Genomic DNA, 21,462 nt, shown 5'->3' on the forward strand with positions numbered 1-21,462 from the left:
TTATTAAATTTATTTTCTTGTTTAACTTATGAAAAAAATCCGAAATTTGATTAGACTCCAATACATTTATTTTTGCTAAGATTTTTGATCCGTATCTAAAGAGTAATATCAGTCGCGAAACTTTCTCATCCTATTTAGCAAACGACCATCTGTATTTTCATTTTCCCCTGTCACAAAATCCGTCATGTAATAGGTCAAATATTGAGCATAGTGATTGTTTGTTGTTAACAATAACTCGTCCACATAATACACACCTTTAGGTATTTGGTCTAGCAAAAGTACGGCTAATGAAGCGTAGATACCGCATGCCACCTGAAAATAGGTCGCATTGGTTTTATATTCTGAAAACACCACATCATTGCTTAATATATTGTACATATATCGCTCCTTGTCTTTAAACACAAGAAGCACCCCCACCAAATCTTCCCCTTTCAATGGAGCCTCAAGCGGATCAAGAACCTTCATTTCATGGTTCCATAATTCATCAACGTCATCCAGATGGGAGCGGATTAACTTGGTGGTGTGTTCATTTACTTTATATAAAAAACCACCTTCCATATCATACAACTGACATAACGTATATACTTCTTCGTGAGGCATCAAACAACCATAAAACTGATTCCCGCCTAAATTCACTTTGAATTCAAGGTTATAAACTTGCTCGTATAAGAAGAGTGGTGTGTGGTGCTGGATAAGCATCGGGTAGCACATAATCGCTTCATCAAGGAAACATTCTGGTGACCAGGTTGTGTAGATGACGTTCTCTTTTGCCAATTTCTTATCCTTAAAAAAAGAAGTGTCTTGTTCAACAATATAGCAGGCAATTGGTGAGTCTTGGGCATATTTGTTGAGAAGCTCTATCGCCATCCATTGAACGACTCCTGGATTCATTCCGGAGCAAATGATAGCGGACGTATTGGTGAAACTTTTTTTGGATTTTTCAAAGTATCTGATTCTCTCAATCATAGGGAATCCCGCAAACAAATCTTCATTTTCGTCAATCATCGTGTTTTCCAAGGCAGAATTAACATATTTCACACCGAATTCATTGCAGCATTTTAGCATTTCCACTGTGTCAGCATTGGAAAGATCAACCACAATATCTGTTTTTGTGTTCTCCAGATGTTTTTTAAATGTCATCGTATCCATTAAATCAAATTCGTGTAGCAAAAGCTTATTGACTAAATTAGGGAAAAGATTATGATAATACTCCAGTTCTTTTTGTTTCACATCGATTAAGTGTATTTTGTCATTAAAAATGGTATCGTGAATCGGGTCTTTTTTATCGAGTATCGATTTATTTAATATAGCGAGTAATGACTTTGCCACACCGCCAGCGCTTCCCAGAATGGAGATCACTGTATTTTTGGCCTTCATATTCATATCTCGTCCAAATCCTTTTTTATATAACTTATGTAAAACCATTACGAAATGATATGGACAGGTTCCACAACACTCCAAAGTGAACAGAAATTATTTTATGGAAATGGTACAAACCATTTATCTTATTGAACATAAAATAGTTATACAAGCATGGTAGGTAATAGTTCCTCTCTATCGTTAACTGTATAACTTCCATAATTGCTATTTACTTAAAAGGAAGTGGAATAGTTGAATTCAAATGGACAGCATTTCATTATAGATGCTAAGGAATGCCAGGCAGAAATTCTAAATGATGCGAAGTTGTTGTAAAAATTATTAACCAAAGCGGTGTCTGATTTAGGAATGGAGATTTTACATACTCATTTCCATTCTTTTTTGCCTCACGGGGTAACGGGTGCCATCATTCTCTCAACTTCCCATTTTTCGATTCAAACTGTGGCTGGAACACCGCTATGCAGCTTTAGATTTATATACGTGCGGAAATCAGGAATTATGGCCAGTATTAGAAGAGCTTCTTAACGAAATGAAAGCGGGTTCCGCCTTTGTTTATGAACTTTCGCGCGGACATGAATCAAAAAATAAACCTGCCATAAAAGATCTTATTTTCACTTATGATGGCAGTAAAAAGAAAGCTAGTGAAAGGACTGTAGAATTACGGGATGACCGCGGAAATGCATATGATAGTATACAGTTAAAGGAACTTGTGGAAGGACAACATAATATTCTCTATCATGGATCCAGTCAATTTCAAGATATTACTTTAGTTGAGGCCAATGACCTGCGTTTATATTTAGATCAAGAGTTACAGTTTTCTTCATTGGATGAAAGGCATTATCATGAAGCGTTAGTATTCCCTGCGATGGAGATGGCTTCTGACCATGAACGGGTTCTCATATTAGGAGGAGGAGATGGACTTGCTTTACGTGAAGTTCTTAAATATCCCAACGTAAAACATGTCGATCTTGTTGATATTGATCCTCAGGTGATTGGACTTGCAAAGACAAATCCAAAATTAATAACTCAAAATAATTGTTCTTTACTGGACGAAAGGGTAAATATTCATCTTGAAGATGCAAAGAAATTTATTTTAAGGGAATTGCAGCCCTACAACGTAATAATTATTGACTTTCCAGATCCCGTTGACCCAGTCATTAGCTCATTATATACAATTGAATTGTTCAGTCAAACAGCAAAAATATTATCGAAACAAGGTGTGTTAGTTTGTCAGTCTAATTCACCAGAAGATACACCAACAGTGTTTTGGAGTATTGGTAAAACAATTAATAAGGCCGGTCTTAATACACTTGAATACAATGTTATTGTCCCCTCTTTCGGCTTATGGGGATTTCATTTAGCATCACATTTCAAGCTTCCAAGAATTATTCCGAGTATTTCTGTCCAACATCAAGCTCTAACTTCAGACATGTCGAATTTGTTTACTATTCCTTCGTCAATTAAGGAAGTACGGGGAAAAGCAGTTATGAATAGCCTCAAAAATCTAAAATTACACAAGTTGTATAAAAACGAAATAGAAAAATGGTGATCAAACACCAGGTTTTTTAGAGACCATAAAAACACACATTTTAGTTTTGCTCCCTTAAAGATGACTCCGGTAATGCGCCGGGGTCTTTTTTTTGGTAACTCTCTGGTGGGTACATTCGTTTTAATAATCCGCTAAACAGCGATCCACCCTTCAGTTAGGTTCATTAAAGTTGGACCATCCATTACACCAATTCATCTGTTAGATGGTGAGCGAATTTCCCACATGGATTTAGCGCCATCTCTTTACCCCTGCTATTCAATATCCTTCAGCAATTTTAAATGGCGTTCCCTGCTTCGAATAAAGTACTTTTTTAACTATCCATTATTCTGGCCATAGAGTTCATTCAGTATTTCAGTCATTTAACTTCAGGAAATTCTAAAGGATAGTGCATATGCACATTTTTGATGAATTTCAGTCTTATTGATAGAAGTTGGACATTTACCACGACACAATGTCATTCCATGACACATATACATACAGGGTAAATGATTATATAGGAAGGGGCAACATTATGAATAAGGAATGGTTAACTAATTTGGTTGGGAAAGTTCTAAAGGTAGATAGGGGAGGGCCAGAATCTCGGACAGGATTATTATTAGGCATATACGATGATCACTTATCGATTTTAACTGAGCAAGAAGGTGTTATCTACTATAAAACCGATCATATCAAAAGTATTACCGAGAATGTAAAGAAGGGGTTCCAATTTCAGCTGGAAATCCCCGAAGATTTCACCTTTAAAACAGCTACAACTTTTAAGGGCTTACTAGATGACCTCAGAAATCAATGGGTAAATATTAACCGAGGCGGTCCCGAGAAGCTTGAAGGCGTACTTCATGATATTGATGATGAATTCATAACGTTAATATTAAACGAAGAAGTTATTCGCCTGTCAATGTTCCATATCCGCAGCATCAGTTACGGGGCAAGAGTGGAGAAACAAAAAGAAGATGAAAAATCAGAAAAAAATAAAGATAATAAAGACAATGGAAAATCGGAAAAAAATAAAGATAATAAAGCAGAAGAAAAAGAAAAATAGTATATCCCATAAATGATGTGTCGCTTCTGGGCAGAAGCGACCATCCAATTAATAAGGGGGACTCATCAGATGAAAAAACAAAATTTTCAAGAGGCACTTAATTCACTGATAGGTTTTAATATTAGCATCATTTCCGATGATAAAACCGTTCATAATGGGGTGGTACTTGATGTGAAAAGCGACTTTATTGTCATTCAAATGAATCCAAATAAACAATGTTATTTTAACTTAAATCAGGTTTATGCATTATCAAAAAATACCAAAGAATTCCAGGTTCAAATACATGACCACGAACCAACACAGAAACAAAGTTTTACAGAATTGATAAATGAACTAAAAGGTCATTGGGTGACAGTAAACAGGGATAATAATCTATCCTTTGACGGATTTTTAAGTACCGTAACTAATAATTATATCGTTTTATTAAAAAAGGATAAACAACTTTATGTCCAATTATCAAATATACACTATATTTTCAAGGGGATAGATAATAAGGAATCGTCAGAGAACAAACAGCAGGAAAATAAGGATGAAAAAACTGAAAATAAACAGTCAGATGCAGATCAAGTTAAGGAAAGTGATTCCGAGTTGAAGGAAGAAACTGAAGTTAATTCCAAAGGGAAGGAAGAGCCGGTTGAACAGAAACAAGAACAGGACATTTTAACTATTGGAAAAGAAGAACCAGCTTCACCAACTGAAATAAGTGCACATCCGGAAGTTTTATCTGACGTGAAAGAAGAACCGACTGTTCAATCTACAGTAAATGAAGTGGACAAAAATCAATCCAATGTAAAAGAAGAACGAGCTTCTGCACATCCGGAAGTTTTATCTAACGTGAAAGAAGAACCGACTGTTCGATCTTCAGTAAATGAAGTGAACAAAGATCAATCCAATGTAAAAAGAAGTACGGATAAAAAATATAAAAAATATAAGAAACAAAAATCCAGTGAAAAAAAGAAAAAGGAAAGTAAGAAGGAAAAACCTTCAGAAACTAATAAAAAAGATATACAAGTGGCAATCCAAGAAAACCTGACTGAAGAATTCAGGAACTCAGGCCCTCAAGAAATGAACGAACAATCCGCAAAGAAAAATGATTTAAAAGAAAAAAGGAAACTGATAGATAAGAAATGTTACGAATTAATGAAGTCCACTGAAAAAATGTATACAGAAAACGGAAATCAAAAAAATGAATATTATTCATTGATGAAATTTGCTGAAAGAATGCAAGGGAAATTGAAGGCAAAACGGTTAAAGCCTTAAGATACAAATCAAGGCTAATTGAAAGGAGGACATAGAATGATGATTTTGTTTTTTTCTGTAATTGGGGGAGTCTTCTATTCTTTTTTTGTAAAACCTCAATATCAAACCACTCCTGATACCGTGAAAATTACACCATCCAAAAACAAGGCGGCGGAGGTAAATGCTTAGTTCACAAATTGTCTTGATGTCAATAATTTTTACTTTAACAATTATTCTCATGTTATGGAGACCATTTGGGATTAATGAAACGATACCTACTACAATAGGGGCCTTGACTGTATTGGTTGCAGGCATTGTTCCTTGGATGGATGTTTTAAATATATTTGATATTATCAGGGGCGCTTCTTTAACCATATTATCCACCATAATGATGTCTATTGTACTTGAGAGCATTGGTTTTTTTAGGTGGATTGCTTTAAATATCATCATCCGGTCTAAGGGTTCAGGGGTTAGATTATTCGTTTATACTAATCTCCTATGTTTTTTCATGACACTGTTTTTCAATAACGATGGAAGTATCCTTATCACAACACCTATCATAATTCACATTGTAACGTTACTAAAGATTAAACCTCACCAAAAAATCCCCTTTCTAATATCAGGAGCTCTAATTGCAACGTCAGCGAGTGCCCCAATAGCAGTAAGCAATATTTCCAATTTGATTGCACTAAAAATTGTAGGACTGAGCCTTAATAGTTATATCAATATGATGTTTGTTCCTTCAATGATAGGGATTTTAACAATCGGGTTATTACTTTACCTATATTTTAAGAAGGACCTTCCAAGGAAAATTCCCAGTGTACCTGTAAAATGGGATAAAACCTTTTCACGCTATGTGCAATCTCATCCACTCGATGTAAAACAAAAATCCGAAGATAATGACTGGAAGTTGTTTAAAATGAGTTTTGCAATCGTCATTTTAACTCGGGCGGGCTTCTTCGCACTTACACCATTTGGAGTTCCCTTGGAATTGATCGGTATGGTGGGAGCGTCCCTTTTGATATTACTGAGATGGTATAAAACCAAAACGGGTCTTAGCGATATTGTAAAGAAAACACCCTGGCATGTTCTTTTATTTGCTTTCAATATGTACGTGCTGGTATATGGTTTGAAGAATGTTGGCTTGAATGATTATCTAGTCAGCAATTTAAAACCCTTAATTATGGACAGCCCATTCAACGCTACCATGATCATGGGCATATTATTGACTATTCTATCCAATTTATTTAATAATCTTCCAGCAGTCATGATAGGGACTTTGTCGATAACAGAGATGGGATTGGATCCTCACCTTGTACAAATTGCTTATCTTGCTAACGTGATTGGAAGTGATATAGGTGCTTTGTTAACGCCTGTTGGTACGCTGGCTACATTAATTTGGATGTATATATTGAAGAAACACTCCATCAATATCTCCTGGGGAAAGTATCTTAAAGTCACCTTTTTGATAATTCCTATAGGGTTAATCGTAAGTTTAATCTCGCTGTATTTTTGGACCACTTGGATATTAAAATAGGAAGGAGGGTGATTATGAATAAAATCTTACAAAATCTCAGAGGAAAAACAATTAAAATAGAAATTTCCGGAAAAAAATTCTTTTTCGGTACACTGGTTGATACTGGTAGTGATGTAGTGGTTATCTTTAATGGAAAGGATTTTGTGTATCTTCCAATAATTCACATTCAAAATTGCACAGTAAATACTACGGAAAACGAGGAGATTTCCCTTCCTGTAGACTCACCTGGAATTGAAGCTGAGCAAGAATTATCACTACGAAAAACTCTTTTATCCGCGAAAGGGATGTTCACGGAAATATACGTAACTGGTAACCAGCCTTTACATGGTTATATCACAAGGGTGATGAATAATTACTTCGAATTCTATTCACCAGTTTACAAGACAATGTATATACCTTTAATTCATTTAAAGTGGATTATTCCATACACAGACAATCAAACTCCTTACGGTTTAAGTAACAAGGATCTTCCTGTACATCCATCAAAACTTTCAATGGCAAGAACCTTTGACGTACAAGTGGAAAAACTGATCGGTAGCTTAATTATTTTTAATATAGGAGAAAACTCCAATTTAATTGGACAAATTAATAAATTAGAAGATAATTTTGTTGAACTTATTACGGCAAGAGAGGAACCTGTATATTTAAATCTTCATCATATTAAAACAGTTCACCTACCCTGAATTGAAGGCAGCAAATATGCTGCCTTTTTGATATTCCTTCTCTAAAGCGGAAACAAGGTGAGAGTACTTTACGAAAAACGCACTTCTTACATATGAATCTTATAGTGAAAAATCGGGAACTTGTTCAATCCGCTTTATTTATTTTTCCCTCATTTGATTATGGCTGTTGGCTTTGTCCATGGAGTGGACTTTTAAACAGGCATTTCAAATGTGCAATAATATTACCAATTATTTTTCAAAACAATTTTTCCTATAGCCTTGCCTGACTCCATGTACTCATGGGCTTTTGAGACTTCATCAAACGTAAAAATGTTTGAATCCAATAGCGGACGCAGCTGCTCTTCCTCAACCAACCTGGCGACCTTCTTCAAAATTTCTCCATAATGTTTATGCATGTCCTTGTTTAATATCTTCAACAACATAAAGGTTACATGAAGTGAAAGTCCCTTTGAATGCACTGGGGAGAGGTCATGAGTCGAACGGGTAGCAATGGCTGCTACCGTTCCATGTACCGCAGCCGCCTCAAAAGAGCGATCAAGGTTTTCTCCTCCTACCGTGTCAAACACGACGTCAAACCCTTTTCCATCTGTATATTTTTGTACATAGTCGTGAACGCTTTCTTCTCGATAATTGATAGTTATATCTGCACCAAGGCGCGTGCCAATCTCCAGCTTCTCTTGCGAAGAGGCAGTTGTATAGACTGTCGCGCCTCCCCATTTGGCCAGTTGAATGGCAATGTGGCCTACACCGCCGGTGGCTGCATGGATCAGTATATCTTGTCCAGGGACAAGACTTGCCCGATTAAATAATGCTTCCCATGCGGTAATGGCAACTAAAGGTAAAGCTGCGGCTTCTTCCATCGTCAAATTTTTCGGTTTGTGAGCAAGTAAATCAACATCTGCCAGCATATATTCTGCAAGTGCACCGCCAGTCCCTTTAAAACCACCTGCGCATCCAAACACTTCATCGCCAACTTTAAACTCAGTGACTCCTTCACCCACTGCAGATACCAAACCTGCAACATCCCCATGTAATACTGCCGGAAACTCGGGGGCAACGGCTGGAACTGCACCAGCACGGACTTTCGTATCAATAGGATTTATACTTGTAGCCTTGACTTGAATAAGTACATGTCCAGGTTTTAGTTCAGGTTTTGAAATTTCCTTAAATTGAAATACGGATGGTTCACCAAAAGATTGAATAATTTGTGATTTCACTTTAGTCACTCCTATTTATTTTATGGGAAAATGTCTCATTACCTATTCATGTTAAGGATGAATACACCGGAGACATTAATCCGATTTTTTAGTAACATCTTAATGATGAATAATATGAAAAGAGTGAATATTTAGTCTTTGCTTGCAAAATCAATGATACTTTATATAATGTAAAATGAAAAGTACGCACATTTTTGTTGAATAGGATAAAATTTGTAATATAGTATACAATTTGATACTTAAAAAGATTGGGGTGTCGATATGAAGGACTTTAACGGAAAAGTGTCCTGAGACCACTGCTTGTCCTGTTGCAGTTACAGTAGATGTGATAGGAGGCAAATGGAAAGGGATCATATTATATAACTTAATTTCCGGCCCTAAACGTTTTAACGAATTAAGGAGACTTATGCCCTATACCACAAAACACATGATAACGTTACAACTTCGGGAATTGGAACGAGATGGTATTGTACATCGTGAAATATATCGGGAGATTCCTCCAAAAGTTGAATATTCCCTTACTGCTTTTGGGGAAACATTAAAACCTATTATTTACCTAATGCGGGATTGGGGAGATATGTACGAAAATGAGGTATTAATGAAACGAAAGATCTCAGAAAATAGGTAGCATCAATAGGGGTCTCGGGGACAAAACCAGAGAGTTGGCTACAGGTGCTTTAAAGGAGTTGCTTTGGCAACTCTCAGACTGTAGACAAACTCGATGAAAATCGAGTTTGTCTATTTTTATGGCTTGTACAATTTGGACGTTGATTTCCACTCCAGGCACTCGCTTTCCGCGGGCGGTCGGGGAGCCTCCTCGGCTTTCGCCTGCGGGGTCTCCCCTAGACGCGCTTTTCCCGCAGGAGTCTCGTACCTTCCGTTCCAATCAACTTTGTCTTACCTTTTAGATAGAACACTTTTGCCTGGAGTCATTTTTGTTTTAAAATAGAAGTATTAAAACTTGAGGTGATGAGGATGCTTTCTAAACATGATTCTATTTAGCGAGATCAACTGGAAATGATTACTTTAGATTAACTGGTGCCACCGAACCATTTGGTTCGTAAAATGGAGGCTGCCATTGACTTCACTTTCATTTATGACTTGGTGAAAGATATGTATTCAGAGGTAGGACGCCCAAGTATTGATCCAGTTATTTTAGTTAAACTGACTTTCATTCAATATACCTTCGGTATTCGTTCCATGCGTAAAACGATTGAAGAAGTTGAAACCAATATGGCTTACCGTTGGTTCTTAGGCTATGGTTTCCATGATAAAGTACCTCATTTCTCTACGTTCGGGAAAAATTATGAGCGACGCTTTAAAGATACAGACCTGTTTGAACAGATTTTCTATCGCATTTTAATGACAGCTGCTAATAAAAAGTTAATAAGTGCTGAACACGTTTTCGGGGATTCCACACATGTGAAAGCCAGTGCGAATAAACGGAAATTTGAAAAGAAAATCGTTCGTAAAGAAACACGAGCGTATCAAGGACGTCTTCAAGAAGAAATCAATCAAGATCGTGAAAACCATGGAAAAAAGCCCTTTCCACCAGATAAATTTGATAAAGAAGAGACCAAAGAGATTAAAGAAAGTACAACGGATTCTGAGAGTGGCTACTATGTGAAAGATGAACGAACAAAACAGTTTGCCTATTCATTCCACGCGGCCGCAGACCGCAACGGTTTTGTATTGGGAACGATTGTAACACCTGGAAATACACATGACAGTCAGATCTTAGAGCCACTAGTTGAACAAGTGATTGAGAAAGTTGGAAAACCGGAAGCCGTTGCCGCAGATGCAGCTTATAAAACACCAGCGATTACAAGCTACCTATTTAACAAAGAAATCATACCGGCTTTACCTTATACACGTCCTCGCACCAAAGAAGGATTTTTCCGCAAACAGGACTATGTATACGATGAACATTTTGATTGTTACCTTTGCCCTTCGGGCGAAACTTTAAAGTACTCAACAACAAATAAAGAGGGCTATCGCGAGTACAAATCGCCAAAACAAATTTGTACAACATGCTCATTTTCATCTCGGTGTACAGAAAGCAAAGACTGTCAAAAAGTGGTGACACGGCATATCTGGCAAACACATGTGGAAGAAGCAGATCATCTGCGTCATCATCAAGATGTAAAACCTATATATGCAAAACGTAAAGAAACGATTGAGCGTGTATTCGCAGATGCAAAAGAAAAGCATGGTATGCGTTGGACTACTTTAAGGGGACTTAAAAAATTGTCGATGCAGGCGATGCTTACTTTCGCTATTTAAAGAAGATGGCCAATTGGACATGGCGAGGTCCAAAAATGGCCTAACATAGTGGGCTCGTAGAGCCCCAATCTCTTAACTTTAGGCGAAAATTCAAAGGGAATTTCAAAAGGGGTTCAGAATTTTTTAATTCCGAACCCCTTTTGTCTACAAACTGGGAGTTGCTTTGGCAACTCTTTTTTTTATGCAACTAAAGGGGCATGTTAACATGGAAAGGTATAATGAAGGAACTTAACGAAGTGCAAAATGCCTTTAAACGATTTTATGAATGAGAATTTTCCGAACCTAGACCACCCTTGTTTTATAGTTGGAAAACGGGTATCCGGTTTGAATTAGGTGTGGACTATGATAGTAATTGCCTTTAAGACAGAGTTTGTAGACAAAATCAATTACTATCAAGTTTGTCTACAGTCTGGAGCTGTCTGTAAGGCAGCTCTTTCGTGCGCCCGGCATGGGTGCAATCTATAGGGTGAAAGTCCCGAACCATGAAGGCAGTAGTAGTGGTTAGCTTAATGCAAGGGTGTCCACGGTGACGTGGAATCTGAAGGAAGCAAGCGGCAAACCTCCGGTCTGAGGAACACGAACTTCATATAAGGCTAGGTATCATTGGATGAGTTTGCGAAACAAAACAAAGTCCTTACTGCCGAAGGTGGTACAGAGTAAATGAAGCAGATAGATGGAGGGAAAGATTGCACTCTTACCCGGGGAGGTCTGATGACAGCCAAGTACACTTGGTAACCTGTCCAGTGATGGACAGCTGAATCATCAGAAGTCAGCAGAGGTCATAGTACTTGTCTACTCGAGAAGATAAGGAAGGACCGAACAGATTAAGGAGGATGAATACTAGGCGTTCGTTATCTGCGAAGAAGCAAACAATTCCTAACGGAACTTATTTGAAGGAAGAAGTGGTGAATACACGGGAACTTCAAAAGGGCGGAGCAGATAAAGGCACAAATAGACCATTTATCCACGTAGAAAGGATATCAACGATGTTAATGGAACAGATACTAGAGAGGGAAAACTTAATACAGGCATTGAAGCGTGTAGAAAGAAATAAGGGAAGCCATGGTGTAGATGGAATGCCGGTTCAAAACCTGAGACCGCACCTCGTAACCGAATGGTACAACATGAAAACTGCCCTTTTACAGGGTACCTATCAACCGCAGCCCGTCCGTCGTATCGAAATCCCGAAACCAAACGGCGGAGTTCGGCTATTGGGTATTCCAACCGTTCTAGACCGTTTCATTCAACAAGCCATTGGCAACTCTTTTTTTTATGCAACTAAAGGGGCATGTTAACATGGAAAGGTATAATGAAGGAACTTAACGAAGTGCAAAATGCCTTTAAACGATTTTATGAATGAGAATTTTCCGAACCTAGACCACCCTTGTTTTATAGTTGGAAAACGGGTATCCGGTTTGAATTAGGTGTGGACTATGATAGTAATTGCCTTTAAGACAGAGTTTGTAGACAAAATCAATTACTATCAAGTTTGTCTACAGTCTGGAGCTGTCTGTAAGGCAGCTCTTTCTTTATGCTTCGGGCAGGTTAATGCAATAAGAAAATCAAAAATTGGGGATAATACCTTTAATATTGTAAAAGGAAAAGGAGATCTCCAATGAAAAGTAAATTTTCTTTTTTTAATATTTAAATACTGGATGACAAATAAATAAGAAATGATCGTTAGACATAAGGTGGAGTGGGAAATGGAAAATCATGTTGCTTACCTTCTAGAACATTATGGGTACTTGGGAATAATAGTTGGATTAATCGGAGGTATTGTAGGAATTCCTATACCCGACGAGGTTCTTCTTACATATATTGGTTACAATGTGTTTCAGGGTGAATTATCTTACTTAATTTCAATAGTAAGTGCCTTTGTAGGAGCAACGGGGGGGATTTCGCTTAGCTACTTCATTGGTTATAAATTTGGATTGCCTTTATTGGAAAAGTTTGGACCGAAACTTCACATTACCGAACCAAAAATTATTAAAACAAAGAAATTATTCAAGAAATTTGGACCCTATCTATTATTATTTGGTTATTTTATTCCTGGGGTACGGCACCTTACAGCGTATATAGCAGCTGTCAATCGCTTCCCTTTTAGAAAATTTGTTGTTTACGCCTATACTGGTGCATTGATATGGATTTTCACTTTTATCACACTAGGAAGAATATTAGGAGGGAATTGGAACAAAGTTGAACTATATATGTCAACATACTGTATTTATTTAATTACGAGTTTATTGATCCTTTCAATACTCATTTATTTTTTATGGAAGAGAAGAAATCGTTTAAGAAGGGGTATTTCATAAAAGTGACGGTTTAGATGGAGGACTTTAATAAAATTATATTTAGAGCTTATAGACCTAAAAGATGCTTGAGTTAAACAAGGAGGTTGCTGTAAAGTATCCTTAAAGGTAAGGATACTTACAACTTATATTTCATTTTTTCTGCACTCTCTGTCCCCAAGGCTTGAACACTGATATTATAAAAAGCGTTGTTAGAAAAATTATTTGTAAAACAATTCCTGTCATTAGTTGATGGTGGTTTACAATGAAAGCATCACTTAAAAACTTATCTGAGCCATTAAAACCTTTTAAGGTCCAAAAATAAATAAATAAATAAAAATCCCAATGCCATACAAATCAACGTGATGATTTCCTTGAAAATAAGCCAATAAAATTTAAGTAATCCCCATTTTGTTAGAATGGAAAGTGAAAATCCAGTAATGACCGTTCCAATAATCGAAACTCTGCCTGCAGTTTGTTCAAGCCGCAACATGCTTAAATAGTACGCTTTTATTGCCCCAATATCATTAGTCATTAGGACACTGATACTTAGTATTAAAAAAGTTACAGTAACGCCAAGCCAGATGGCAGAAAATAATATATGTGCAGTTAACCACCATTTTTTCTGAGGATAAAGATAAGTGTTTCAAATATATCTCTCCTTAACGATTTGCAATAGGTATTTGTTTATTGAAAATTTTATTGTTTATTTATTGTACTGATGTTTTTATATTATTTGGGTGTTAATGAAAATTAGTTAAATGGACTTTTACATCATTAAAGGGGAAGAAGGATGGAAATTCGTTCAGTGAAAGGGTCGGATCACTATGCAGTATCACCACTAATCAATGAGTGGTGGGGCGGAAGGAAAATGTCTGATATGTTACCGAAGTTATTCTTTGATCATTTTACAAATACAAGTTTCATAGCCGAAAAGGAAGGGAAAATAGTCGGTTTCCTAATAGGGATTCTATCTCAATCTCAATCTGATGAGGCATATATCCACTTTGTCGGAGTACATCCTGAATACAGAAAAAATGATATCGGAAGACAATTATACAATCAATTTTTTAGTGTCGTTAATCATAATGGTCGCAATATTGTCCGTTGTGTAACGTCTCCTGTCAACAAATCTTCAATTGCCTATCATACCAAGATGGGATTTGAAATTGAAGAGGGAGATAAATTAATTGATGGTGTTTCAGTCCACTCTGACTATGACGGACCCAATCAAGATAGAGTTTTATTTGTGAAACAGTTATCAAATTAAAAGGACTGACAATAAATGAAAAAAAGTTCGACCAGTAAAAAACTGATCGACCTTTTTTCATAGAATCCATTATATCGGTAAGGCAGGGCTGTCAGCTAAAGTGTTTTTATTCATTGCTTATCTTTTTCTGCATAAACGTTTTTTCTTCTGGATGTTCTTTATCCTCGTTCACATTTCCTTTTTCTTTAAATATTGCAAATCCTGTTATTGCGTAGATTATGGCCAGAATGGGTGTTAAGACGGCTTGATAAGCATAAGGGAAAAAATCCAAAGTCGAGACTCCCAGTACCCCTGATAAATAAATGGCTGTTAACGACCAAGGAACAAGATAGGAAAACATGGTTCCGCCATCTTCTAACGTTCTGGAAAGGACGGTTAGCGATACGTTATGTTTTTTATAAGCGGATTTAAACATTTGACCAGGCAATATGATGGACATATACTGGCTTGCTGTAAGCATATCCGTAACCAATCCCGAGAATAGGGTTGTTAAAACAAGACTTCGGGCACTTTTGATCGCATTCTTAATGCTGCCTAGAATAGCACTTACAATCCCTGTTCTTTGTAATATTTCTCCAAAACCGAGAATTAAAATAGATAGAGTAACAGTCGGCATCATGCTTGCTATACCGCCTCTATTAAGTAAGTTGTCGACTTGTTCGACACCGGTCTGTATTTGGAATCCTTTAGATAATGCGGTGAAAATCGTGTTTATATCATAATTTGTTTGAATTAAGGCAGCCGCAATCACCCCGCCCAATGCTGAGATTAACAAGGCAATTAATGGGGGAACTTTCTTGGCAGCTAATAAAATCGTTAAAACCGGTACTAGCAGCAAAAAGGGACTGATCACAAAGTGTTTAGATAACGTATCTGTAATTAATTCTATTTTGGTCACATCCAACGAATTATGGGAAAATTTCATTCCTTGAATTCCATACAAGATCGTACTGATGGCCAGTATTGGGAGAACGGAATAAAGCATGGACCGAATATGGCTCGTGAGTTCAACACCCGTAACGGCGACTGCCAAGTTTGTCGTGTCGGCAAATGGCGAGATTTTATTTCCAAATATGGCCCCTGATACAACCATGCCTGCTGTTAGTGCAGGTGGTATTCCCATTCCATAGCCAATGCCCATAAATGCGACTCCAAGTGTACCTGCTGATGCATAAGCGCTGCCGATAAAAAAGGACGTAACACATAATATCAGAAAACCCGATACTAAAAACACGGTGGGAGACAATAGTTTTAGTCCATAAAAAATAATGGAGGGAACAATTCCAGAGACAATCCAGGAACCAATGACCATTCCTACACTCATTAAAATCAACACGACAAGCAATGATTTCTTACAACCATCAACAAAGTATTCTTGAAGTTCCTTGCCTTTAAATCCCTGTGTTAATAGAACGATGGAAATGGCGATGGTTGCGACAATAAATACTATATCAGTAGGCAGTTTCAAAATGCCGTTGCCGATTGATAAAACCGTTATCAATACAAGAATAGTCAGCAATGCCACCTTTAGTGAAACCTTTTTTTCAACTTCATTCATGGATTTTTCTCCCCCCTTAACACTTCTTTCTTTTTAAATGGTTGATGGGCTAACTCATTTTCATCGGTAATTTTGTAGTTGTAGCATTAGGTACAAAATCGAGATCATTGCGATCGGTTAAACCCAGTGCTTCTTCCGGAAATGTAAATTCCCTGCCTTGAACGACACACGTTTCTTCATGTGTAAGAATGCCTTTATATACGGTTAAGCTTCTTCTTAAGTACCCATCTCTCCTGCATGCCTCCGCCACACCGTTGTTCGCGATGGACCGGATATGAGGTAACACGGATGCAGCATAGGCTTTAGAGGCAGTATGCGGTGCAGCTCCTGGTATATTATCGACTCCGTAATGAACTACGCCATCCAACACATAAGTGGGGTCTGCATGTGTCGTCGGTTTATAGGTTTCAATTGCCCCGCCTACATCCGCACTGATGTCTACAATCACTGAACCTTTTTTCATGATCTTTAACATATCTCTAGTAATTAAATGATCTTTTCTATGTTTTGGCCATTTAACACAATTGATGACTAAGTCTATATCTTGAAGGACTTTCTTGATGCTTTGTTGATTGGAAACCATTGTGTTTACATTTTTAGGGAAAATTTCTTGGCAATGCCTTAATGCACCTATATGAATGTCCATCAGGGTGACGTCAGCACCTAAGGCGGAAACAATTTCTGTTGCTGCTTTTCCAACAATTCCAGCTCCAAGGACCAAGACATTCGCTCCCGATGCGCCGCCAATTCCGCATATAAGCTGTCCGTTTCCTCCATTTATACTAAGCAAATGATAGGCTCCCATTAAAGCCCCTAATTTGCCTGCAACTTCACAATTCGGGGAACCGTATCTATGGGAATCTTCTGCCGTAAGTGCAATCACTTTTTTCTTAATTAATACGTCCACTTCTTCTCTGTTTGAAGCCGGATGAAGGCAGGCGAAGACAATTTGATTTTCCCTTAACAGCTCATGTTCTTCAGGTGAAACTTCCTTAACTTTCACAATAAAGTCAGCTTCCTTATATATTTCGCCCATGGTCAGTCTGATTTGTGCGCCTGCTTCCATATACTCCTCATCAGTGAAGCCAGCTTTCAAACCAGCTTCTGTCTCGATTAACACGCAATGCCCATCTCCAACTAACTCAGCAGCTTCTATTGGCGTGAATACAACGCGATCTTCCCCAGCTTTGATTTCCCTTGGCATACCAATTTTCATGACTATACCCCTTCTTCCTATTTTTTATAGAAATGAAATGCTTTGTGTTACATCTGTAAACTTAGCAAGAAGTATGCCAAGAGAACTCATCGTTTTCCGCTGTTTTATGCAGAAAAATAAGAGTTTCCCGTTATGAAAATGTCGATTTATGATAATGAAAAGGATTAGATTGTTAATATTTAAGCAATGGATGTTATATTTTGGGCACTTTCTACATCATTTATTTGTCCATTGTTAGCTTTTGGGCACTATTTCGTACAATCTGATCTTATTTTGCAGAGTCTGTCTTGGGATCTCGAGTAATTTAGCTGCTTGTGATACGTTGTTTTTTGTTTGATGGATTGCCTTTTCGATCATTATCTTTTCTAATCTGGCAACAGCATCTTTTAATGGTTCAATCTGAAACTCTTCTTCACTATGTCTAATGAAATTTTTCACACGCTCTTCAATATCTTTCATGTGAAGTGTATCTTCCCATTCATCTATTTGATTGATCGCAAATTCAACTATATGTTCCAACTCCCGTACATTCCCTGGCCAGCTGTACCTCAAGAGAAAGTCATATACTTCTTTCGATACGTTGGTGATATTTTTGTGCAGCAGCACATTATATTTAGAGATGAAAAAGTCCAATAAAGGCTTAATATCATTTTTCCGTTCACGCAATGGCGGAATATTGAGCGTCATTACACATAATCTGTAATATAAATCAAGCCGCATATCTTTATCCTTTACACAATCTTCAGGGCGTTTATTGGACGCCGTGATTATTCGTACATCAACTTTTCTAATATTCCTATCTCCTAATCTTCGAATATATCCGTCTTGCAGTACTCTTAATAACTTGGACTGGAGATGGATCGGCATTGAGTTAATCTCATCCAGGAAAATGGTTCCTCCTTCCGCTATTTCAAATAAACCTGGATTATTTTCTGCCCCTGTAAAACTTCCTTTTATAGTCCCGAACAGAATACTTTCAATTAAGGCTTCCGGAATGGCAGCACAGTTTTGCGCAATGAAAGGCTTTTCTGCACGATTACTGGCATTATGCAGAGATTGAGCAAATAATTCTTTTCCTGTTCCTGTTTCACCATATATAAATACGGGGGAGCTTCCTTTAGCGATCTTTTCGGTTAGACGCTTCAAATTCTTCATTTGTTCATTATCAGTAATAATATCTTTTAGCGTATATTTTGCCCGTTCTGGCCGAATATTTTCCAATAATCGTTTATCACCTTTAAACATTTCTGAATTTATCTCGATTGCATTATTAGGAATTGAATCTTCTTTACTTCTTTCTTTCGATAATTCAATTGCTCCAATAATTTTCCCATGGGCCCTGATTGGCAAAGAAATATTTGTGGTTTCAATTTTTCGTCCCATAAAATCAACAATTTCTTGCTTGCCCTTAAAAATGGGACGACCTGTTTTCAGTGCATTTAATAACGTACTCGATTTTTCATTTAACGCAGGAAATACAGAAAATAAGCTTTCTCCTAATATTTCCTCCCGTTCGCGAATTTCAGAGTGAAATATAGGATTAAATTTGATTGTAAATAAGATTGTCCCTTTATTATCTATAATGGTAATGCCATCAATGTATTTCAGTTGATTTAGAATCTATAATTATCTAATCCGCTCATTGTATTCCCCTCCATGATTTTGTAGTTGACTGGTATTTTTTGTGATTTTCTTCTTCTTAGGCAGCTCTTCTTTTATGGTCCTATAGAGACAGGTCAGTTCAACAAAGATAAGATATAATTTGGATTAATATACAAAATTTTAATGAAAATAGAAAGGAAGCATGAATATGACAGAAATGATACCACTGACATCGAAGAATTTGGAGCTATGTATCGAACTCTATATGAACGTTTTTAATCGTGAACCATGGAATGAAAGATGGACATATGAAGCGGCTGAAGAGAGACTTTCTGACTTATTGCATACGCCTAAATTTCTTGGCTTCTTATTTCATATTGATCATAATCCAGTTGGTTTCATTGCAGGAAATAGTAAGGTGTCTTATCAAGGTTTAACTTATTATTTGGCAGAACTTTGTGTGAATAATGAAATGCAAGGTAAAGGGCATGGCTCAAAAATGCTTCATTCTTTAGAAGGTGAACTACAGAAAAGAGAGATTAAAAGTCTATATTTATTAACTGCTAACGACGGGCTTGCAGAAGCATTTTATCTAAAAAATGATTATGTTGTAAATGAAGATAGGGTGGTTATGAAGAAAAATTTATAATTGTATGAATTTTATGGTTTTGAAAAATTGTCAAGGGATGTGATGAAACATTGTCGAAATCTGTAAAGTTGTATCAATTAAGCCGAAAAGTACATAAATGGACTGGATTGATTTTATCCGTTTTTTTTATGTTCATCGCAGTCACAGGCCTCGTGCTTGTTTATATGATACCACTCGGAGTGGCTGATGAGTTAAGGACGGGGAAAGAGGCAAGTCCAGGTCAAGCCATACCTATGGAGAAGGCCGTGTCCATTGCTACGTCTCAGGATCTTCCAGGTGTGGACTCGGTTGAAGATATATTTAGAATTGAATATAGACCAAGTGCAAATGTGTACCAGGTTCGTTTTAATAACGGTCAAGGGGTTCAAATGGATGTGAGTACTGGAAAAGTGTTATCCACAAATCCAGATTACTCGACTTTCCTCATTACATTGCATGATGGATCCTTCTTTGGCGATTGGTATAGATACACTATCCTCACAATGACCGGTTTATCCTTAATACTGCTGTCATTTTCAGGGTATTACATGTTCGGGTATCCTCTCTATAAGCGTCTAATGGCGAAAAAAAAGCAATCTTAATATGAGGTGGTAATGTGTCTATAAAAGGTTTGAACCACTTTTTATTTTCCGTTTCTAACTTAGAGAGTTCCATTGAATTTTATCAAAATGTTTTTGATGCAAAATTGTTAGTTAAGGGGAGAAACACTGCCTATTTTGATTTGAATGGAATGTGGATTGCCCTGAATGCAGAAAAAGATATTCCCCGTAATGAAATAAACCAATCATACACACATATAGCTTTTTCCATAGAAGAAGCTGACTTTATGAACATGTACGAGAAACTAATGGAATTGAATGTAAACATCTTGTCAGGACGTCCAAGAGATGAAAAAGATAAGAAGTCCATTTATTTCACTGATCCAGATGGTCATAAGTTTGAGTTTCATACAGGTTCTTTAAAAGAAAGAATGGATTACTACAAACAAGAAAAAACGCATATGGAGTTTTTCGACTGATAAGTAAGCTATTTTTAAATGAAGAGGGGAAAGCCCATGAAAACTATTGGCCTCATTGGCGGAATGAGCTGGGAGTCATCGTTAGAATATTATCGAATCATCAACGAAGAAGTAAAAGCCAAATTGGGAGGATTGCATTCAGCCAAGTGCATTTTATATAGCGTCGATTTTGAAGAAATCGAACGCTATCAAGCTGAAGGGGATTGGGAAAGTTCCGGTAAATTATTAGGGGAAGCAGCTCTGTCTTTGGAAAAGGCAGGTGCCGAAATGATTGTCATCTGTACAAATACGATGCATAAAGTGATTGGATATATTGAAGAAAAAGTCAGTTTACCGATTTTACACATTGCTGATTCAACCGCAAAACAAATTAAAAAGTCCAAAATCAGTACGGTTGGTTTACTTGGCACTAAATATACGATGGAGCAAGACTTTTATAAAACACGAATTGTGTCCAATGGTATCAAGGTCTTGATACCAAATGATGAGGATAGAAAAGTGATCAATAAAGTCATTTATGAAGAATTATGTTTAGGGGAAATCCAGCAATCATCAAGGGATTATTACAAGAAGGTTATCAAGGGGTTAGTTGATGATGGAGCGGAAGGAATAATATTAGGTTGCACAGAAATTGGATTACTTGTAAAACCAGAGGATTCAGAAGTGCCATTATTTGATACGGCTGTAATCCATGCCATTGAAGCCGTTAATATGGCATTAGAAAAATGAATGGATTAGACATTGTGCTTAAATAAGGAAGGGGGTGCTGTGGCAGCCTTTTTTTTGTGGAGATGGAGGGACAGGATAGTTTATAAAGAAAATAAAAATAAATCCCTCTATAAAATTTTCGCTGTATTCAGTGAACAGGGAAATGGAAAAGATTTTGATTTGGGCATGCTGGTTGAAAAAAATGAATAAACAATCATATGAGGTTAAT

General features: G+C 37.0%; 20 protein-coding genes and 2 pseudogenes. 16 read left to right on the forward strand and 6 right to left on the reverse strand.

Features of this window, described 5'->3' with window-relative positions:
- Window positions 1–108 precede the first annotated feature (108 nt).
- Window positions 109–1,383 (reverse strand): Rossmann-fold NAD(P)-binding domain-containing protein, encoded by a 1,275-nt coding sequence (locus tag QFZ73_RS15720; RefSeq protein WP_483878191.1) that lies wholly within the window; start codon window positions 1,381–1,383, stop codon window positions 109–111.
- Between the two features lie 342 nt (window positions 1,384–1,725).
- Between QFZ73_RS15720 and QFZ73_RS28945 the strand changes: the two genes are divergently transcribed.
- The 7 genes from QFZ73_RS28945 (at window position 1,726) to QFZ73_RS15750 (ending at window position 7,424) form a co-directional block, all read left to right on the forward strand.
- A complete protein-coding gene (locus QFZ73_RS28945; RefSeq protein WP_373458941.1) occupies window positions 1,726–1,902 on the forward strand; it encodes an S-adenosylmethionine decarboxylase in 177 nt (58 codons plus the stop codon).
- 4 nt (window positions 1,903–1,906) lie between these two features.
- The gene (locus tag QFZ73_RS15725; RefSeq protein WP_373458942.1) at window positions 1,907–2,926 is read left to right on the forward strand and encodes a spermine/spermidine synthase domain-containing protein; all 1,020 of its coding nucleotides are present in this window, start codon (window positions 1,907–1,909) and stop codon (window positions 2,924–2,926) included.
- A 511-nt stretch (window positions 2,927–3,437) separates the two neighbouring features.
- Window positions 3,438–3,965 carry a hypothetical protein gene (locus QFZ73_RS15730; protein WP_307267860.1) on the forward strand — a complete coding sequence of 176 codons (528 nt, stop codon included), beginning with the start codon at window positions 3,438–3,440 and terminating at the stop codon, window positions 3,963–3,965.
- 69 nt (window positions 3,966–4,034) lie between these two features.
- Window positions 4,035–5,225 carry a DUF2642 domain-containing protein gene (locus QFZ73_RS15735; RefSeq protein ID WP_307267863.1) on the forward strand — a complete coding sequence of 397 codons (1,191 nt, stop codon included), beginning with the start codon at window positions 4,035–4,037 and terminating at the stop codon, window positions 5,223–5,225.
- 36 nt (window positions 5,226–5,261) lie between these two features.
- Entirely contained in the window at window positions 5,262–5,393 is a 132-nt protein-coding gene (locus tag QFZ73_RS15740) for a hypothetical protein (protein ID WP_307267866.1), read from the forward strand.
- Window positions 5,386–6,741 carry an arsenic transporter gene (locus tag QFZ73_RS15745; protein WP_307267869.1) on the forward strand — a complete coding sequence of 452 codons (1,356 nt, stop codon included), beginning with the start codon at window positions 5,386–5,388 and terminating at the stop codon, window positions 6,739–6,741. Before QFZ73_RS15740 ends, QFZ73_RS15745 begins: the two co-directional genes overlap by 8 nt.
- Before the next feature lie 14 nt (window positions 6,742–6,755).
- Entirely contained in the window at window positions 6,756–7,424 is a 669-nt protein-coding gene (locus tag QFZ73_RS15750) for a DUF2642 domain-containing protein (RefSeq protein ID WP_307267872.1), read from the forward strand.
- Between the two features lie 221 nt (window positions 7,425–7,645).
- Here QFZ73_RS15750 and QFZ73_RS15755 read toward each other — a convergent pair whose 3' ends face one another.
- Window positions 7,646–8,641 carry a zinc-dependent alcohol dehydrogenase family protein gene (locus tag QFZ73_RS15755; RefSeq protein WP_307267875.1) on the reverse strand — a complete coding sequence of 332 codons (996 nt, stop codon included), beginning with the start codon at window positions 8,639–8,641 and terminating at the stop codon, window positions 7,646–7,648.
- Between the two features lie 325 nt (window positions 8,642–8,966).
- On the opposite strand from QFZ73_RS15755, the gene QFZ73_RS15760 reads away from it, so the two are divergent.
- From QFZ73_RS15760 to QFZ73_RS15775, 4 genes and pseudogenes are all read left to right on the forward strand, one after another.
- Window positions 8,967–9,269, forward strand: a complete 303-nt coding sequence (locus QFZ73_RS15760; protein WP_307267879.1) for a winged helix-turn-helix transcriptional regulator — start codon at window positions 8,967–8,969, stop codon at window positions 9,267–9,269.
- A 407-nt stretch (window positions 9,270–9,676) separates the two neighbouring features.
- Window positions 9,677–10,968 (forward strand): annotated as a pseudogene (locus QFZ73_RS15765) (IS1182 family transposase).
- A gap of 942 nt (window positions 10,969–11,910) precedes the next feature.
- Window positions 11,911–12,180, forward strand: a pseudogene (locus QFZ73_RS15770) (group II intron reverse transcriptase/maturase); the annotation flags it as partial.
- A gap of 447 nt (window positions 12,181–12,627) precedes the next feature.
- Window positions 12,628–13,236, forward strand: a complete 609-nt coding sequence (locus QFZ73_RS15775) for a DedA family protein (protein ID WP_251430025.1) — start codon at window positions 12,628–12,630, stop codon at window positions 13,234–13,236.
- Window positions 13,237–13,510: 274 nt separating this feature from the next.
- On the opposite strand, the gene QFZ73_RS15780 is transcribed toward QFZ73_RS15775, so the two are convergent.
- A complete protein-coding gene (locus QFZ73_RS15780; RefSeq protein ID WP_307267882.1) occupies window positions 13,511–13,747 on the reverse strand; it encodes a hypothetical protein in 237 nt (78 codons plus the stop codon).
- 258 nt (window positions 13,748–14,005) lie between these two features.
- Here QFZ73_RS15780 and QFZ73_RS15785 point away from each other — a divergent pair, with 258 nt between their 5' ends.
- Window positions 14,006–14,482, forward strand: coding sequence for a GNAT family N-acetyltransferase (locus QFZ73_RS15785; protein WP_307267886.1), 477 nt, complete (start codon window positions 14,006–14,008; stop codon window positions 14,480–14,482).
- Between the two features lie 106 nt (window positions 14,483–14,588).
- Here QFZ73_RS15785 and nhaC read toward each other — a convergent pair whose 3' ends face one another.
- The 3 genes from nhaC to QFZ73_RS15800 form a co-directional block, all read right to left on the reverse strand.
- Entirely contained in the window at window positions 14,589–16,040 is a 1,452-nt protein-coding gene (nhaC, locus tag QFZ73_RS15790) for a Na+/H+ antiporter NhaC (RefSeq protein ID WP_251430028.1), read from the reverse strand.
- A 49-nt stretch (window positions 16,041–16,089) separates the two neighbouring features.
- Window positions 16,090–17,256: an alanine dehydrogenase gene (locus QFZ73_RS15795; RefSeq protein ID WP_307267889.1), complete on the reverse strand. Its 1,167-nt coding sequence runs from the start codon at window positions 17,254–17,256 to the stop codon at window positions 16,090–16,092.
- 234 nt (window positions 17,257–17,490) lie between these two features.
- The gene (locus QFZ73_RS15800) at window positions 17,491–18,639 is read right to left on the reverse strand and encodes a sigma-54 interaction domain-containing protein (protein WP_307267894.1); all 1,149 of its coding nucleotides are present in this window, start codon (window positions 18,637–18,639) and stop codon (window positions 17,491–17,493) included.
- Window positions 18,640–19,066: 427 nt separating this feature from the next.
- Here QFZ73_RS15800 and QFZ73_RS15805 point away from each other — a divergent pair, with 427 nt between their 5' ends.
- From QFZ73_RS15805 to QFZ73_RS15820, 4 genes are read left to right on the forward strand one after another with little or no spacing between them, the layout of a single operon-like run.
- Window positions 19,067–19,507, forward strand: a complete 441-nt coding sequence (locus QFZ73_RS15805) for a GNAT family N-acetyltransferase (protein ID WP_307267897.1) — start codon at window positions 19,067–19,069, stop codon at window positions 19,505–19,507.
- A gap of 50 nt (window positions 19,508–19,557) precedes the next feature.
- The gene (locus QFZ73_RS15810) at window positions 19,558–20,088 is read left to right on the forward strand and encodes a PepSY-associated TM helix domain-containing protein (protein ID WP_251430038.1); all 531 of its coding nucleotides are present in this window, start codon (window positions 19,558–19,560) and stop codon (window positions 20,086–20,088) included.
- A gap of 14 nt (window positions 20,089–20,102) precedes the next feature.
- Entirely contained in the window at window positions 20,103–20,525 is a 423-nt protein-coding gene (gene fosM, locus QFZ73_RS15815) for a FosM family fosfomycin resistance protein (RefSeq protein ID WP_307267902.1), read from the forward strand.
- Window positions 20,526–20,561: 36 nt separating this feature from the next.
- Window positions 20,562–21,254: an aspartate/glutamate racemase family protein gene (locus QFZ73_RS15820; protein ID WP_307267905.1), complete on the forward strand. Its 693-nt coding sequence runs from the start codon at window positions 20,562–20,564 to the stop codon at window positions 21,252–21,254.
- Window positions 21,255–21,462 lie beyond the last annotated feature (208 nt).

This window comes from Peribacillus sp. V2I11 (assembly GCF_030817135.1).
GTDB lineage: Bacteria > Bacillota > Bacilli > Bacillales > DSM-1321 > Peribacillus > Peribacillus simplex.